General features: G+C 60.2%; 10 protein-coding genes. 5 read left to right on the forward strand and 5 right to left on the reverse strand.

Going from position 1 to position 17333, the window contains the following annotated elements; genetic code table 11:
* Window positions 1-162 precede the first annotated feature (162 nt).
* On the reverse strand, window positions 163-2889 hold the full coding sequence (locus X771_RS0134780) for an autotransporter domain-containing protein (RefSeq protein WP_023689664.1): 2727 nt from the start codon (window positions 2887-2889) through the stop codon (window positions 163-165).
* An 808-nt stretch (window positions 2890-3697) separates the two neighbouring features.
* Here X771_RS0134780 and X771_RS141510 point away from each other — a divergent pair.
* The 5 genes from X771_RS141510 (at window position 3698) to X771_RS1000000165985 (ending at window position 9919) form a co-directional block, all read left to right on the forward strand.
* Window positions 3698-4168, forward strand: coding sequence for a GNAT family N-acetyltransferase (locus X771_RS141510; protein ID WP_023689666.1), 471 nt, complete (start codon window positions 3698-3700; stop codon window positions 4166-4168).
* Between the two features lie 13 nt (window positions 4169-4181).
* Window positions 4182-4565: an ACT domain-containing protein gene (locus X771_RS141505; RefSeq protein WP_023689667.1), complete on the forward strand. Its 384-nt coding sequence runs from the start codon at window positions 4182-4184 to the stop codon at window positions 4563-4565.
* A gap of 122 nt (window positions 4566-4687) precedes the next feature.
* Window positions 4688-6121 (forward strand): aldehyde dehydrogenase family protein, encoded by a 1434-nt coding sequence (locus tag X771_RS141500; RefSeq protein WP_023689668.1) that lies wholly within the window; start codon window positions 4688-4690, stop codon window positions 6119-6121.
* Between the two features lie 145 nt (window positions 6122-6266).
* Window positions 6267-6920: a hypothetical protein gene (locus X771_RS141495; RefSeq protein WP_156936029.1), complete on the forward strand. Its 654-nt coding sequence runs from the start codon at window positions 6267-6269 to the stop codon at window positions 6918-6920.
* A gap of 746 nt (window positions 6921-7666) precedes the next feature.
* On the forward strand, window positions 7667-9919 hold the full coding sequence (locus X771_RS1000000165985) for a nucleoside triphosphate pyrophosphohydrolase (protein WP_198025856.1): 2253 nt from the start codon (window positions 7667-7669) through the stop codon (window positions 9917-9919).
* A 383-nt stretch (window positions 9920-10302) separates the two neighbouring features.
* On the opposite strand, the gene X771_RS141490 is transcribed toward X771_RS1000000165985, so the two are convergent.
* The 4 genes from X771_RS141490 to X771_RS141475 all read right to left on the reverse strand — a co-directional run bounded on the left by X771_RS141490 (window position 10303) and on the right by X771_RS141475 (window position 17218).
* Window positions 10303-11613, reverse strand: a complete 1311-nt coding sequence (locus X771_RS141490; protein WP_023689671.1) for an HlyD family type I secretion periplasmic adaptor subunit — start codon at window positions 11611-11613, stop codon at window positions 10303-10305.
* Window positions 11610-13346, reverse strand: a complete 1737-nt coding sequence (locus tag X771_RS141485; RefSeq protein WP_023689672.1) for a type I secretion system permease/ATPase — start codon at window positions 13344-13346, stop codon at window positions 11610-11612. The genes X771_RS141490 and X771_RS141485 overlap by 4 nt, the downstream gene beginning before the upstream one ends.
* A gap of 35 nt (window positions 13347-13381) precedes the next feature.
* The gene (locus tag X771_RS141480) at window positions 13382-13804 is read right to left on the reverse strand and encodes a hypothetical protein (RefSeq protein WP_023682883.1); all 423 of its coding nucleotides are present in this window, start codon (window positions 13802-13804) and stop codon (window positions 13382-13384) included.
* A 72-nt stretch (window positions 13805-13876) separates the two neighbouring features.
* A complete protein-coding gene (locus X771_RS141475; protein WP_023689674.1) occupies window positions 13877-17218 on the reverse strand; it encodes a M10 family metallopeptidase C-terminal domain-containing protein in 3342 nt (1113 codons plus the stop codon).
* Between the last annotated feature and the right edge of the window lie 115 nt (window positions 17219-17333).

Here is a 17333-nt window from a genome sequence, read left to right on the forward strand (position 1 = left end):
TCGATCTTTCCAACGAATTGTTTTTGTTGAAATGATCGATTTTTGTGAACGTTTAGGGCGGCCGAGGTCAGAATGAGAAAGAGCGCCCGGGCGAAACCTGGAGCCGCCCTAGATCATGATGAATTCCCATCACGATCTAACCCCACTTTTTGGGATCATGCCCTAGTATTTCATCCCAATTCGCGCGGCGATCGTATGGTCCTGGCTGTCGCCGTTGCTGCCGACCGCGGTGCTGTAGTTCAGCCCGAAGGCAATACCGCCGATTTGCGCATCGACGCCGAGCCCGATTGACAAATAGTCGTTGGAAAAGGCATCTGCGTCCAGCGCGTAGGGCGTGGTGCCGATATCGGCATAGCCGAGGCTGACGCGGCTGGAGCCGGCAAAGTCGTGCGTATACTCAAAGCGCGCGCGCGGTGTGAGCAGACCCCAGCTGGTAGGAATGTTGTTCTCGATGCGCAGGCCAAGGGTGCCCGACAGCGTGTCGACGGTCTGCTTGCCGAAGGTCAGATTATAGATGTCGCCACCCGTCTCGGTGAAGCCGCCAAGCGTGGAGTGGGACCCCGACAGACGTCCATAGGGTGATATCAGAGAGTCCGGCCGGCGAAATTCGTAGCCCGCCGTCAGCGACCCGAAGACCTGGCTTCCGTCGCGCGTTCCAGACGCGAAATCGCCGGTATCGGTCACATAGCGCTCACTGTCGAAATTGAGGGCGCCATAGCCGGCAAGGCCATCGACAAAAAAACCTAGCGCCGGGCGGTAGCTGCTATAGGCGGCGACCGAGATGGCATGGGCGCGGCTTTCGGTGCCGTTGCTCCCGACGTCGGTGACGTCATGGCCATAGCCAAACCCGAGACCGGCGGTGAAGGTCGGGGAAAAGCGGTAGTCGGCACCGACGCTCACGCCGACCAGCGTATGGTCGAGCTTGATGGCTCCATCGTCATCGGTGCCGAAATTGACGTAGCCGCCGCTCCAGAAGGCCAGTTCGCCAAATGGGTTCTCGGCCGGCAGTGACGACGTCTGGGTGTCCACGTCCGTGCCAGTTGAAGACTGTCCGGTTTTGATCGGCGACGCGCCGGTCGAGGTCCTGTCCTGCTTTGCGTTGGCGTTGGGCTGAATGCGCTCCGGATTGGGCGCTCCGTAAGTGGACTGCGACGATGCCGTGGCGATTGCGGCGAGCGCCGGATCGTTCGCCGCATTCTGCTGCTGAGCGTATGCGTCGGGATTGTCCGACGATTGCTGGACGGCAACGCTGAGGCCTATCGAATTGTGGCGCTGGTCGCCCTCATTGTGGAGCTGTTCCAGCCTCTGTCCAAATCCCTGGATCTGAATGTCGGCGAAGTGCTTTGCCGCCTCCACCTGTGCCCGAATCAGGCCGATCACTTCCGGATCGCGGGAGGGGTCGGGCCGTGCCGTGACGTTTATGGTCACGGTTGCCGGAGGTGACGTTCCGTCGGCATTCGAGAGCGTGTAGGTCAGGCTGGTTGTGCCGGCAAAGGTGGCTGCCGCGGCAAACTGCAGGATATAAGCGCCGCCATCGGGCACAATGGAAGCCGTGCCAGCTTCGCTCGGCGGCGGCGAGGCAATCGTGGCGCTGGTAAACGGCCCATTCGTAGCCCCTTGCGTCAGGTCGAGGGACCCGGTCGTTCCGGCCATCACGTCCAGCGTGTGGTCCTGTGCCGACGGCAAGTGGATCTCGACGGCCACAGTGTAGTCACGTTGGCCCGTAACGCCGTTGCTGTCCGTGGCCCGCACCGTAAAATCGTAATTGGCCGCGACAGTGGGTGTGCCAGCCAGCGTACCTCCAGGCGAGAGCGCGAGGCCGGGAGGCACTGAGCCGGAAATCACGGTGAAGGTGTAGGGTGCGGCGCCGCCATTGGGGCTGCTTGCCGTGATGGTCTGGCTGTACGGCGTGCCAATATGCGCATTCGGCAATGTTGCCGGCGACAGCTCCACCGTGACCGTGGTGCAGGACAGGACAAGATTGGTCACGTCGGCTCCCGCCACCGTGCCCGAGGCCGTCGTAACCGTGCATGTCTGGTCGGCCGGCTTGGCAGTAACCTCAACGCTCCAGTTGGAGCCGGTCAGCAGGCCATCCGCAAAGGCAAAGGTGGTATCGCCGACATTCACGTCCCTGGTTTGCGTCCCTGCCGGCGAGCTTGATGTCAATTTCAAACTCACCGTCCCGGTCTGACCGCTCGCCGTGCCGCTGATCACATAGAGCGGCTCATCAAAACAGATCAATGCGGACCCATCGCCTGAATTGACGCCTTCCGCCACCGCAGCCGATTGCAGCGAGCCGGCATCCGATGATCCGCCGCCGCCGCCGCCGCCGGCGCCGTTCCAGTTCTGCTGGCACGAGGTCGTGCCGACGCCTGCGCCGCCACCACCGCCGCCGACAGTAGCCCCGCCACCGCCGCCACCAGCATATCCGGCGCCCAGGAAAGACCCTGAGAAATTTCGTGCAGTTCCGCCTTGGCCATTTGCCTGACCGGCCGTGCCAGGAAAACTATCGCACCCAGCGCCGATCGCGCCACCGGCACCTACAGTGCCACCTTCACCGCCGAAGGGGCCAAGGCCGCCCGAAACATCAGTTCCTGCCGAGCCGGATCCCCCGCTCTTGCCACCGGCGCCACCAGCTATCGAATTTGTAGTGTGCCAGCCCCCGTTGCCACCGCCGCCACCGCCGCCAGCAATTGCCAGGCGGGTTCCGCCCAGCCGCAGGTCGGTCGCCCCGCCACCATTGCCGCCGTCGGGAGTGCCGCTCGCGCCACCGGGATTGACCGCGAGCGAGCCACGGCCGCCAACGCCGACAGAAAGGATGTCACCCGGCGCGACAGTCAAGGAACCGCTCACCTGGCCGCCGAGCCCGCCGGCGCCGCCTGGGCTCAATGGGCTCCCCCCGATGGTGCCGGCGCCGCTCTTGCCAACCCCGCCTTGCGCTCCCTTGAGGTATACTGTGGCGGAATGGGTGTTGCCAGGAACCGAGATGGACTGGTCGCCGCCAGTAAAGCTAAAAGCATGAGCTGTCTGTGTGGGACTACAAGACTGCGCGAGCGCTGACGTCGTGCCCGCGAGCGCGTAGACGACCGTCATCGCGCCTAACAAACGTGAGATTGTACGCTTTGCCAGCCCTCGATGCATGGCGCCCCCCCCCCCCCCCCCCCCCCCCCCCCCCCCCCCCCCCCCCCCCCCCCCCCCCCCCCCCCCCCCCCCCCCCCCCCGTCAGCCCGTCCAGTGCTTCTCCGCTTATATTATGATGACAAGACTAGATCAAATAGAAATTTGAACCAGTGATAGGTTGAATGTCCAACAATATTAGCTGTTGCTGTTTTTTTGTACGCGTACGAGAGCCCTACTCGACGGCAGCAGTTTAGGGCGAGCAACCACCGCGCAAGGTGAAGACTGGCGTTGCCTGGCAGTACACTTATGGCCTTGCCGGCGCCGGCCGCTCTGCCGCGCGGGTCAACTCGGAGGCTGGGCCAACGCCAAAATCTTGACAGCGCCGCGCTTCCTGCTCCAGCGTGGCGTCATGTTCGTTTTCTCGTTCGCCATCGCCAAGCGACGCCGTTCCTGCACCACGCAGCGCGGCAAGCTGTTTGCGCGACGAAAAGGACCGGCCCAATAAAATTCCGGTTCGTTCGTTCCAGCCCCGCCCGCGACGTCTGCCGGCGGGGTTTTCATGTCTGGAGCCTTTGCCATGTCCAATTCTTCCATCCTGTTTCGGCCGGCCCAACCGGCGGACGCTGCCGCCATCAAGGACATTGTGCGTGCCGCCTATGCCAAATGGGTGCCTCTGATCGGCCGCGAGCCGCTGCCGATGCGCGCCGACTATGACAAGGCGGTCGCCGAACATCCGTTCGATCTCGCCATCGAAAATGGCCGCATCGTCGGCATGATCGAGACCATCCTGGCCTACGATCATCTCTGGATCGAGAATGTCTGCGTCGCGCCAGAGGCGCAGGGCAGGGGCATCGGCCGGCTGTTGCTTGAACGGGCGGAGCAGAAGGGGCGTGAGGCCGGCCGCTTCGAACTGCGCCTGCTGACCAATGGCGCCTTCGAGGCCAATGTATTGTTGTACAAACGGCATGGCTATACGATCGACCGGGAGGAGCCGTTCATGGACGGCATGACGGTCTATATGAGCAAGAAACTGGGTGATGGCCGATAACAGGGAGGATCGGATGGCAGTCAGGGTCCGGTTGAAGCCGCTCTCGGGGCGGTATGCGGTCTCGCGCCTCGAAGCAAAAGACAGCATTCCCGGCTGGGCGGACGGGCCGGGCTTCGTCAGCATCACCAGGACCGACGACGAGCTTTCGGTCGTCTGCCTGCAGGATCGGGTGCCGGACGGGGTGAAGCATGACAGGGACTGGGTCGCCCTGAAACTCCAAGGTCCCTTTGCCTTCGACGAAACCGGCATCGTGCTGTCGGTGATAAAGCCATTGTCGGAAAACGAACTCGGCATTTTTCTGGTATCCACCTTCGATGGCGACCATCTGCTCGTCAAAGCCAAGGATCAAGCCGCGGCAAGGGGGCTTCTGGTCGCGGCGGGGCACACGCTTCTGTAGCCGTCGGCTCAATCGCCCGCCCTTGCGTTTGACATCGCTCTTGCCCCATCGTTATCCCTGAACCGATACGACGATCTGGCGATCGCCCCCCATCAATTCAGAAATCCCCCGAGGAGAAGCCCATGTCACACAATCTGCAGTTCTATATTGACGGCGTGTGGGTCGATCCTGTCGTGCCCAGCACACTCGACGTCATCGATCCGTCAAACGAAGATGCTTTCGCGCAGATTTCGCTCGGCTCAAAGGCCGATGTCGACAAGGCGGTTGCGGCCGCCAAGCGCGCCTTCGAGACATTCGGCTTCACTTCGGTCGAGGAGCGCCTCGATATCCTCACCCGCATAATCGAGGTCTACAAGAAGCGCAGCGCCGATCTGGCGCTGGCCGTATCGCGCGAGATGGGCGCGCCGCGCCAGATGGCACTCGACAGCCAGGTCGGCATTGGCCTGGCACATCTGCGGAAGATGGCCGAGGTGCTGAAGTCGTTCGAATTCCGCCACGTCAAGGGCTCGTCGCTGATCGTCAAGGAGCCGATCGGGGTCGTCGGCCTGATCACGCCGTGGAACTGGCCGCTGAACCAGATCACCTGCAAGGTCGGTCCTGCGCTCGCCGCCGGCTGCACCATGGTGCTGAAGCCCTCGGAAATCGCGCCGCTCGACGCCATCATCTTTGCCGAAATCATCGACGAGGCCGGCGTTCCCAAGGGCGTCTTCAACCTCGTCAATGGCGACGGCCCGGGCGTCGGCCAGGCGCTGTCCAGCCATCCCGATGTCGACATGATGTCGTTCACCGGTTCGACCCGCGCCGGCATCCTGGTCGCCAAGGCGGCCGCCGACACGGTCAAGCGCGTGCATCAGGAGCTTGGCGGCAAGTCGGCCAACATCCTGTTTCCCGATGTCGATCTTGAAAAGGCCGTCAGCAAGGGCGTCGCCGGCTGCTTCAGCAACTCGGGCCAGTCCTGCAACGCGCCGACCCGCATGTTCGTGCCGCGCGACCGCCACGACGAGGCGACCGGCTACGCCAAGACGGCGGCCGAAAAATTGACCGTCGGCCCGGCCGATGCGGCCGGCACCAAGCTCGGCCCGGTGGTCAGCCAGATCCAGTACGACAAGATCCAGGACCTGATCCAGGCCGGCATAGATGAAGGCGCGACGCTCGTTACCGGTGGCCCCGGCCGTCCGGCCGAACTCAACCGCGGCTACTATGTCCGCCCCACCGTGTTCGGCGATGTCACATCAGAAATGCGCATCGCGCGCGAGGAAATCTTCGGACCGGTGCTGGCGATCATGCCTTACGACACAGTGGAAGAGGCGATCGGCACCGCCAACGACACCGTCTACGGGCTGGCGTCCTACATCCAGGCCAAGGATATCGAGAAGGCCCGCGAAGTTGCCGCCCGAATGCGCACCGGCAACGTCTACATCAACTATCCCCAATGGGACGCCGGCCTGCCCTTCGGCGGCTACAAGCAATCCGGCAACGGCCGCGAATACGCCGAATACGGGCTCGAGGATTTCCTCGAGATCAAGGGCATCGCCGGCTACGAGGCGGCGGAGTAGGGCCGACGTTTCAAATGCTCATTCTGTTGGTTTTTTAGGAAAAAAGACCTATCTAGCTACCTGCGTCGCAATCTGGTTGCACGACAACGATAAACCGTATGTGCTATTATGCAGGCGATTGAATCGCTTAGAAGTGGATATTGCAGTGAGCGGGGCACCCACGATACCTAAAAGTCGGTTCTCTGACGCTTTGGCGGATTGCGTTCAGAAATTGGAGGACAAACCGCTTGTGCAAGGATTGCATAATGTAGTCTTGCCAACGATTGGTATGATCGTACCAAATTGGTTTTTGGTCGTCCCAAAAGTGCATTCCTTTAATTTCGGCCAGCAGGGCATGGGCACTCGCGAAGAGCTCTCAAGTATCGCGTCAAGCATATTTGAGGCAGTCTCAAAGCCTGGCGATGAGATGCTGGCCTTCGAGCACGGGGCGCTGCGAGCTGGGTCAAACATCGGATGCGGTGTGGACCACGCCCACCTGCATATAATTGTGTCGAGCCGCAACTTTCTCGCATGTGTCTGGGACGGCATGAGCGAGGAGTTGGACGCTTGCGATGGCGCTGCGCCAATTGGTGAAATGTATAATGGTGTCTTATCCGAAAAACCTTATTACCTGGCATGGATGTCAGGGAAAACGCTACTAGAGCAGCCTGCCAAAAACGAAGTTTCGCAAAGGTTTCGTCGAGTCATAGCTAGTGCTGCCGGAACCCCCGATAGTTGGAATTATCGGGAGCATCCCTTCTACGACAACGTCCTTAAGACGATATCCAATTTTCACAAGGGGAAGCGGCAAGCCGCTTGAGCGAAGAAACCGACATTCCCGTAGAAAACCCGGTTCCGGTGCCGCCTCCAGTGGCTCCGGACAATCGGCAGTTGTGGGAGTGGAGAACGAAGTACGAAGATGCCGCGCCACAGATAAGGCGAGAGGCGTCTATTTTGGGTTTTTATCTGCTCTTTTTTGGCATCTCTGCGATAGTGGCTTTTTCCTACGCTGGTGATTTCACGATCAATAAAGGCGATCCTCCACAGGTCCTATTTTCATTTAGAGCGCCGAGATGTGCTGTGTTGGATAGTTGGATCGGTCGGCGGCACCGTATTTGCTATCAAATGGCTAGTTCATTCTGTGGCGAATGGTATCTGGCATCAAGACAGGTTTCTGTGGCGTGTTTTTGTTCCGTTGACAGGCGGTATTTACGCGCATGTAGTCCTAGCATTGATGCAAACTGGTTTTATGGGTGGAAAGTCAGTTGAGTTGGAACCGAATCTAGCAAGGTCATTAGTGGTAGCGTTCCTTGCAGGGTATTTTGCCGACGGCGTGAGCGGTCTCCTCACCAATGTAGCGAACGCAATTTTTGGTAAAGTAGACAAAAAGTGAGGCAGGTATTTTCGCCCGGGCCGTTGCCTAGGTTGGCGACCGAAGGGGCCGAACTCGCAAGAGACTTTGGAACAAAAGGTGGATATCTAGCCACGCTACCACCAATGTGGACGCCCGAGTATCTCTTGCTCTCAACGGCTTGGGTAGACTCTCTAGCCGACGGCCCCGTGTCGTTGGATTTGCCTGAGGGATTGAAAAATCGGCCGCTGATTGTGCGTTCAAGTATAGTGGGCGAAACGATCTGGGACCGCGGAACCTTTCTATCGATTTCCTTTGATGATCCCCCCGATCAAAGTGCAGTCAGGGAGGCCATCTCAAAAATACGAGATCATGCAACAGCGATTCGACCTGGTGCGAAGGTAGCTATAATTCTGCAGCGATTCTTGCCAAATTGTATCAAGGGCACTTTGGGGAATCTGAATCGTCTATCCAGAACGAGAGAGCATTGGACAAGATTTACTGAAGTCGATGGTTACAATTTAGCGCCCGACCGCTTTAATTCTCAGCGTGACGCGCCCGCCCAACACCAGACTGAATTAATTCCGTCTGCGCAAAAGCCGATCGACCGCGTTTTCGCATCTACCTGTCGGTGGTTAATTGATCACTTTAGTCCGGTTCTGCGCCGTGACCGGATGCTCTTGGAGTGGGCCGAGGCGGATGGGCGGCTTTACCTCCTTCAATGCGACCTGGACGATGACAACCTTGAAGGAGTCGATCCAAATGACTTGCCGATTTACTCGAAATTGATTGTATCGGACACGCCACCGGCGATCCTTAGCGAGGCCAATGACGATAACATACCAATATGGGACAAACTTAAAATACTAGAAGAATTGTCTATCGACTACGCTCCTCTCCCCCAGAAGCTATACGTGCTTTCCTATAGAGACGCCTCAAAGATTCTTACTGAAAGGAGTCAGCGAGAAAGCCTGATCGCTGAATTGCAGAAATTTTTCGAGGAAATGGCTGTCATCCGTGTCAGCCGCCGATCTGGCGCAGATAAAACGACCAACCTGCCGTGTACGAGCAGCTGTCTCGACCCTATTTCGGCTGCAGCCTGGATGCACCAGCAATTAGAGGCGCATACTTCTCAAGGAGGGGAGCTAGAGGATCTCGCCTTCATTTTGCACAAATACATTGGCGCTCGTGCTGGGGCGTGGGCCTTATATGACCCGGATTCTCCTTACATACAGGTTCACGCCAATTGGGGCTTGCCGGACTCTCTTCAGTTCTATCCCTACGACGCGTGGGATGTGCATACGATCACCGAAGAGGTTACAGCATACCCCAGCTACAAATCGCATTTTCTCTGGCCGAATGAGAAGGGAGAGTGGACCTTTAAACAAATACGAAATGGAATAGGCCGTCATCAGTGCCTGCGGGCGAATGAAGTTTTGGAAATCGCCCGCAAGACAAACATCATAGGCACGAAGCTCGGAAAGCGAGTCGCCATCATGTGGTTTGCCGGCGTCGAGCTAGCATCGGGTGGCGTATTATGCTTGCCGTGGTATCGTACATACGAATATTCCAACCCAGACTTAGATTCGGCAATAGGGCAAGATCATGTTGTCGTGCCCGTTCGCGCGCCCGGTGATTTGGAGAACGTAAAAGCAATCGTGCCGATCTTGCCGTCAGGCAAGAAGGTGGCGATGGATATTCAACCTAGTGAACATCTCGTTCGGGATCACAAATTTCTGGGCGAAATTATATCGCTTGCCCAAACGGTGGGCTCGTCTGTGATCTATTCGGGCTCGCCTCTGTCGCACCCGTATTTCCAGCTTCAAGGGAAGGTTCCTGTATATCTTAGGTTGCACAGGAAGTCGTTCCGCACTCGCGGTCGAATTAAGTATCAGAAGCTCGTGCGTGATCGCATACCTGAGCGGATAAGATCGAAGCGGGAGCGGGTCGTATTCGCGAATTTGAAACCCGATGAAATCCTGCAGTTATTGATCGGAAAGCTGATCGAAGAATCTCAGGAACTGCTGGCCGCTGAAGGACAGGATGCAACTGCTGAGGAGTTGGCGGATGTTTACGAGGTTCTTCGCGGCATTATGCATCAAGCAGGCGTTGATGAGAAAAAGGTTCTCGAAATTGCGGATGCAAAGCGCGAGAAAGTGGGCGGTTTCGACCATGGCGTTTTCTTGCTTGAAACGAGCCTACCCAAGCCGGGTGAGCCGACGATTGAGAACCGTGATGTGAACTTCGGCACGCTCGTTGGTGAAGAGTATGCCGGGGATCGTGTGCGCGTACCATTTTCGCTCCTCGGTAATTTGAGTAAATCAGGTGAGCGTCTATTTAGGATTCCTGGGTCGGACAAAGGGGTTCGTCTGTCCGCTGGTCGCGATGGATTCGAGCTCTCACTAGAGCAACTAGAGCATCAATTGGATATCAGTTTTCTGGACGACGATATGGGCCTAGATGACTAGCTGGCCGGCAAAGCCAGACCTTGAGTCTCTGAGGGCTTTTATTGATTTGGTCGGACCTTACCCGCGGCCTATCTCGATGATTCCAACTATCGCCCGCGTAAACTTGACCATGCTGTTTGCCGTCAGCGCTGCATTGTCGGGACTCTGGCCGATATGTTCGGCGGCTCCGCAACATGACCGGCGGATGTTGTCGTAGTGCGGGTCTCTTTCATCATCCGGCAACGTCGCCAGATTGAGGTCGCGGCAACGGTCGCGAATACGGACTGGAGGATTTCCTGGAGATCGAGGGTATCGCAGGCTACGAGGCGGCGGAGTAGGGGCTCGGGATCGGCAACCAGCCGGTCCCGGTGCCGGCCACAGGCAAGACACGCCGCTTGCCAGCTTCATTCTTCGCGGAAGGCTTTCTGGATCTGATCCGACAGCGGCTTCACCAGATAGGAAAGCATCGTCCGGTCGCCCGTCGGGAAGAACACTTCGGCCGGCATGCCCGGCGCCAGCGCCAGCCCCCGCAGCTTGGCGACCTCGGTTTTCGGAAGCGTCACCCGCGCCACATAGAAGGCTGCTCCGGTACGCTCTTCGATGGTGAGATCCGCCGAGATCCGCGACAGCGTCCCGGTCAGCTCCGGCGTGGTTTGCCGATTGAACGCCGACAGGCGCAAAATCGCATTCTGGCCCATCGTCACCTGGTCGATATCCTGCGGTGCGATATGCGCTTCAACGGTCAGGTCGTCTGTCACCGGTACGATCTGCATCACCTGTTCGCCGGGGGTGATGACCCCGCCGATCGTATGCACCGCCAACTGCAGCACCACGCCATCCTGCGGGCTGCGCAGATCGATGCGCTTCAACTGGTCCTCGGCCGCTACCTTGCGTTCGACGAACTCGGAGATCTTTCCCTGGGTATCGCGTAAATCGGTCGCGACCTCGCTGCGAAGATCCTGGTCGATCTGGATGATCTGCAGTTCGATCTCGGACGCCTTGCCTTTCACTTGGGCAATTCCCGCGGTCAACTGGCCATGCTCGCCTTCGAGCCGCACCGCGTCCCGTTCCAGCGACGTCATGCGGTCGATCCCTATCAGCTTGCGATGCCAGAGCGACCGCACACCTTCCAGCTCGATCTGGATCAGCTCGATCTCGCGGCGTTTCGCCTGCAGCTGCTCGGTCAGGCCGGCACTCTCCTGCTTCAACTGCGCGATCCGTTCGCGCAATTGCGATCGCTGGCCAGACCGCGCCTGGTGCCGGAAATCGAACAGCGATTGTTCTCCGGCCATCGATGCGGCGACACCGGCTTCGTCGCGCCGCGATGTCAAAACGTCCGGAAAGCTGATCGTGTCCTTGCCGTCACGCTCCGCCTCCAGGCGCGCCAACCGTGCATAAAACTCATCCAGACCTTTTGAGACGATCGCCAGATTGGCGCGCGTTGTCGTCTCGTCCAGCCGCACCAAAATATCGCCCGCCTTGACCCGGTCGCCTTCACGCACCCTGATCTCGCCGACCACGCCGCCCGTCGGATGCTGAACTTTCTTTACATTTGAATCGACCACCAGCCGGCCAGCTGCGATCACCGCACCCGACATCTTGGTCACTGCCGCCAGGCCGCCAACACCTCCGACAAGCAGCAGACAGGTAGCAACGCCAGCCACGAGATAGCGGCGGACCTGCCGATGATGCAAAGCGGATCTGTCCTCGCTCATGCAGGAACGCCTCTCTCTGCGGCGGCAACGACCTTGAGCGGTGCCGCCGATCGGAAGACCTTGTTCAGCACCTCATCCTTCGGACCGAAGGCCTGCACATGGCCATTGGCCATCACCAGCACGGTGTCGACATTGGCCAGCACACTGGATCGGTGCGCGACGACGATAACGATGCCGCCGCGGTCCCTGATGCCCTGGATGGCGGCGGACAAGGCCACTTCACCCTCTGAGTCGAGATTGGAATTCGGCTCGTCCAGGATGACCAGGAAGGGATCGCCATAGAGAGAGCGGGCAAGGGCGACACGCTGCCGTTGCCCCGCCGACAGCGAGGCGCCGGCTTCGCCAACCTTTGTGTCGTAACCGTCGGCCAGATGCACGACGAGATCATGCACGCCGGCGGCCTTGGCTGCCGCAAGCACCATGTCGGACGACGCATCCGGGTCGAAGCGGGCGATGTTCTGCGCAATCGTGCCGTCGAACAACTGCACATCCTGCGGCAGATAGCCGATATGTTTACCCAGCTCGTCGGCCGGCCACTGGTCAAGCGTCGCGCCGTCCAGCCGCACGGCGCCGCGCGCCGGAAGCCAGACACCTGCAAGCGTACGCACCAGCGATGATTTGCCGGAAGCACTCGGGCCGATGACCCCCAGGCCCGCTCCCCTGGCCAGTGAAAAACTTGCATCCCACACCACCGGCGTGCGTTCGCCCGGCGGCGCGACACTGACATTCTCGACCGCCAGCGCGCTGACAGGCGCGGGCAGGGTCACGCCGGTTGCGCCTTCCGGCAGCGCGGACAGAAGCTGCTTCAGGCGTGCCCAGCTTTGCCGCGCTGAAATGAAACCCTTCCAATGCGCTATCGCCAGTTCGATCGGAGCCAGCGCCCTGCCCATCATGATCGAGCTTGCGATCATGATGCCGCCGGTCGCCTCTTGCTGGATGACCAGATAAGCGCCGATCGCCAGCATTGCCGATTGCAGCATCAACCGCAGGATCTTGGAAATCGTGCCAAGCGTTCCCGCGACATCGCTGGCCGCCGCATGGGCGTTCAGGTACTCGGCATTGACGGCAGACCACCGCTCGGCGATACGCCCGCCAAAACCCATGGCCTGCATGGCTTCGGCATTGCGCCTTGTCGCCTCGGCCAACGTGCTGCGAACGGCCGCGTGCTGTCCGGCGATCCTTGTCGGGCCGCGTGTCCGGAATTCGGCCAGAAGCGTCAGTGCAAACAGGACAACGGCGCCGGCAAGCGCGGTAACGCCGATCCAGAAATGAAAAATGAAACAGATGCCGATATAGAGCGGCATCCATGGCAGGTCGAATAAAGCGGTCGGTCCGGCACTGCCGATAAAGGAGCGGACCTGATCGAGATCCCGTAGGGGTTGCAGCCCGTCGCCGGAAGGCTTGGCGCGCAGCGGCAGGCGCATCAGCGCCGAATAGACCGACGGGCTCAGCTTTGCGTCCAACCCCTGTCCCAGCCGCACCATGAGGCGAGAGCGGATCAGCTCCAGCACTCCCTGAAACACGAACAATGTTCCCGCAAGCACCGCCAGGCCGACCAGCGTCGGCACGCTGCGACCCGGAACGACGCGGTCATAGACTTGCAACATGAAGAACGAGCCGGTCAGGGTCAGCACGTTGACGACCCCGCTCATCAGGACGATGCCCGAAAACGCACGTCGAAAGGACGCCAGGATTCCGACCAGCGTAAGCGGCGTCGATGGCGTCAGCTGCATGCAGGCTCGCAATCAGGATATGGCATCTCGTCCCTTCAATAGATAACTGCCTTGAGTGTGACATGGACGGGCAAGCCGGCCTGGAACTGCGCGCTGCCCCGCGCCACCAGCCAGCCGTCCGCACGCTCCAGGCGCGCAACGACCTGCAGCGTTGGTGAAGCGGTCGAGCTTGCGGGCAGGGGCAAGGAAAATTCTATGGTCTTTGAGCCGCCCTCGCTCTTGAGGCTGGTTTTGGCGGCGCGGCGTCGCCCACTGTCCTGAATGGCGGGATCCTCAAGATAGATCTCGAGATGACCTTCCGGGATAGCCTTGCCCCCCACAAAGGTGACGGCGCCGCGAATATCTGTTGCGCGAATATCTGGCGCGCGAATATCTGGCGATTGCGCTGCCGCCGCCCCGGTGGCCGCGGCGACTGCCGCAACTCCGGCGGCCATTAACACTGTGCGGCGGTCGGTCATCGCGTCCTCTCCCTTTTCACTGCGCTGGGGTATGCGGGAGGGGAGCCTGACGGCACCCCTCCCGGCAACGCGTTAGATGACGATGAAGTCTGCAGCCGAAAGGTCCAGATTTGTGTTCAGGTGTGCAAACTGTACGGCTGCTCCCTGTCCGGAACCATCGGCGTCGTAAGACAATATTCCACTGTCGGTGTCGTAGATGATGCGGTCGTCGGCATCATGAGCAGCACCGGCTGCGCTCTTGTAGAATGAGCCCAAAGCGAGGGCGCCGTCGCCGCCAACGCTGGCAAAGATGAGGTTGTCCAGCAGGATCGTATCGTCGGCGACCTTGAAGTCCTTGATCCAGTCGATATTGCCGTTCCCGAGTTCTGTCGAGAAGCGGAAATAGTCGTCGCCGGCGCCGCCGGTCAGCGTATCGGCAGCCAGCCCGCCATCCAAAAGGTCGCTGCCGCCGCCGCCGTTGAGCGTATCGGCGCCCGCAACGCCCGGCTGAGCTGGTGCCGGCGGGAATTCGACCGACACGTTCAGCTTGTAAGTCGAGCCCTCCGGCACGGATTCGACCCAGCCATCGCCAGGAGCCGAGTCCGACCATTCGCCCTCCACAATATAGTAGGTTCCGGTTTCCTGAACGATGAAGCTGGTGCTCGAATCGCGGCCGTTGTTGGAGCCGGGGTCGTTGCCGCCATCGTCGTTCTGGGCGACGATATTGCCATCGCTGTCCAGCACCCTGACGATGCTGTCATGGACATTGGGGTCGGCAATGCCATCGATGTCGATGGTGATGATCGTGCCGGCCGCCAGGTTGATGCTGTAATATCCGCCCAAGCCGTTTCCGGTGGCATTGACGGTGGTGTGAAGGGTGGTCGTCGAATCGAAGATGTCGGGGTCGGCGGTCAGCGAGAAGTTGTTCGAGATGTCGAAGGCAGTCGAGACCGAATTGTTGGTCGCGTCCGGTCCGAGCGTGGCGTAGCCGGTGCCCATGCCCGGGCGTGGCGGAGCATCGCCCTGATAGGCGAAATCGCCGAGCAGGGTGTCATCGCCGCCGCCGCCGTCGATCTTGTCGGCGCCGCCCTGGCCGGTCAGCACATTGGCCGCGCCATCGCCGGTCAGGTGATCGTTGAAGCCCGAGCCAGCCAGATTTTCGATCGAGATATAGGTGTCGCCGCCGGATTTGCCGCCACCCAGTTTGAGGTTTTGCCCGCTGGCCGCGTCGGCGTAGTCCGCCGTGTCGCTGCCGGCGCCGCCATTCAATATATCGGCGCCGCCACCGCCGGTCAGCGTGTCGTTGCCGGCGCCGCCGGAAAGTTTGTTGGCCTGGGCGTTGCCGATGAGATGGTCGTCGAAGAACGACCCGACAGCGTTTTCGAAGCCGACCAGGATGTCGTGCCGGATAACGGTGCCGCGCCCGACGATCTGCACCGGGCCATCGCCATCGCCGCCATTGGCCGTGCCATTGGCGAGGTCGATCGTCACGCTGGCGGAGCTGCCTTCGTAGACGACCGTATCGATGCCGGCGCCGCCATCCAGATAGTCCTGGCCGGCGCCGCCGATGATCGTGTCGTTGCCGGCTTCTCCGTACAGGATGTCGCCGTCATTGCCGCCATCCAGTATGTCGTTGCCGCCGCCGCCGTTGAAATAGTCGCCGCCGCCCCGGCCCCAGAAATGATTTGCCGCCGACGTACCGATGAAACGGTCGATGCGGTCATCGGAGCCGATCAGGTTCTCGATGCTGTAGAAGGTGTCGCCCGTGGCGGTTCCGCCGCTGGCCACGTTCGTCTCGAGATTGACGAGCAGCTGGAAGGGGCTCTCCTTGCTGAAGTCGACCGTGTCGACACCGGCGCCGCCCCTGAATATATCGACGCCATCCTGGCCGCTCAGCGTATCGTCGCCGTCGCCGCCGTCGAGGATGTCGTTGCCCTGGCCGCCCAGGATCGTGTCGTTGCCGCGGCCGCCATAGAGCGTGTCATTGCCGTCGTCGCTCTCGGTCTGGTCTGGAAGGTCGGCGACATCGATGGTGTTGTTGATGTCGCGGCTGGCGAGCGAGTCGCGGCCGCCGATGATGAGATCATCGCCGCCCTGGCCGAAGATCGTGTCGTCGCCGGCGCCGCCGTCGAGCGTATTGTTGCCATTGTCGCCGAAGATGACGCTGGTCAGCGTGTTGTCGCCGATGATCGGCAGGGTTTCGGTGCCGCCGCCTCCAGGCTGGAGTGTCGACTCGTCGGCGTAGATGATGTGTTCGACGTTGGCGATTTTCCGGATATTCAAGTTCCGGTTCAGCAGAACGACCGTGTCATTCCCGCCATTCGCTTCCTCGCGCACGATGTCGTCGAGGGAGTCGACGAAGTAGGTGTCGTCGCCGCCATTGCCGGCCATGCGGTCGCCGCCGCCGCGGCCATCCAGCACGTTGGCTCCGTCATTGCCAATCAGGACGTCGTCATAGCTGCTGCCGATGCCGTTCTCGATGTAATAATCGGTGCCATCGGCGTTGTGCCCGGCGAAGATCGACACATTGTTGCTGTGGCCGTTGACGCTGGAGAACTGTCCGGCGCGCAAATCGAGAATCGTCCCGGCAGTCGAGCCGGAGAAGTCGATCGTGTCGGTTCCGCCGGTGTCATGGATGACAAAACCGATATCGTGCTGCATGCCCGAGGAGGTCAGCCGGTAGCCATCCACAGCACTGCCGAAGCCGTAGACGTTGTCGCCCGTGTTGAGATCGATATGCTGATAGGTGCGCACGCCGTTCTCGTCGACGGTGGAGAAAAAGCGGCGGATGACCGCCTCGATGTCGGCCATCATCGGCGTTGACGCCGACCAGCGGCTGGTTTCACCGACATCGATCCCGTCGAAATAGGACATGACGCTGTATTGCTGACGGTCGTAGGTCCAGGTCGCATTGTTCAGATAATTGATCTGTACGCCGCCGGGGCCGCTGTAATTGTAGAGCCCGGGGTGGTTCAGCCCGAACTCATGACCGAATTCATGGATGAAGGAATCGAAGACATAGCCGCCAATATCCGTCTTGTTGACCTCGGTGTCGTGGAAACGCTGGCCGATGCTGACATAGCGGTCGTTGGAATAGGCGCTGCCGTCGTCCTCTTCGCCCAGTTCGGGGCTGACAACCTGCATCCAGTCCGTTGCGCTGTTGTATGGTGCATTGTCGACGATTTCGAACTTCAAAGGGGTGACACTGGCCCACATCTGCAAGGCGCCGATCGCGGCGGCCTTGTATTCGGGATGGTCATTGAGCTCGGAGACATTGATTCTCAGCGTTCCCGCCGCGATCGCCGGCGTTATCGACCGGTCCAGCGCTCCAAGGTAGGTGAGGAAGGCTCCGTAATCTTCGCTTTTGCCGTACGGGTTGTCCGGCGTCTGGTCGTTGACCCACCATTGATCGCTGGTTTGGCTTGGGTTCGGCATCCTTGGGACTCCTTGGTCTCGCAGCCGTGGCAATTGCGGCTGTACGGTTTAGCAGTTGCCAACCACCGACAAGCATCGTTTGCGCTTGCCGGTCGAGCCCCGTCCCAGTGCCAAC

Origin of the sequence: Mesorhizobium sp. LSJC269B00, from assembly GCF_000502815.1 — a bacterium.
Taxonomy (GTDB): Bacteria; Pseudomonadota; Alphaproteobacteria; order Rhizobiales; family Rhizobiaceae; genus Mesorhizobium.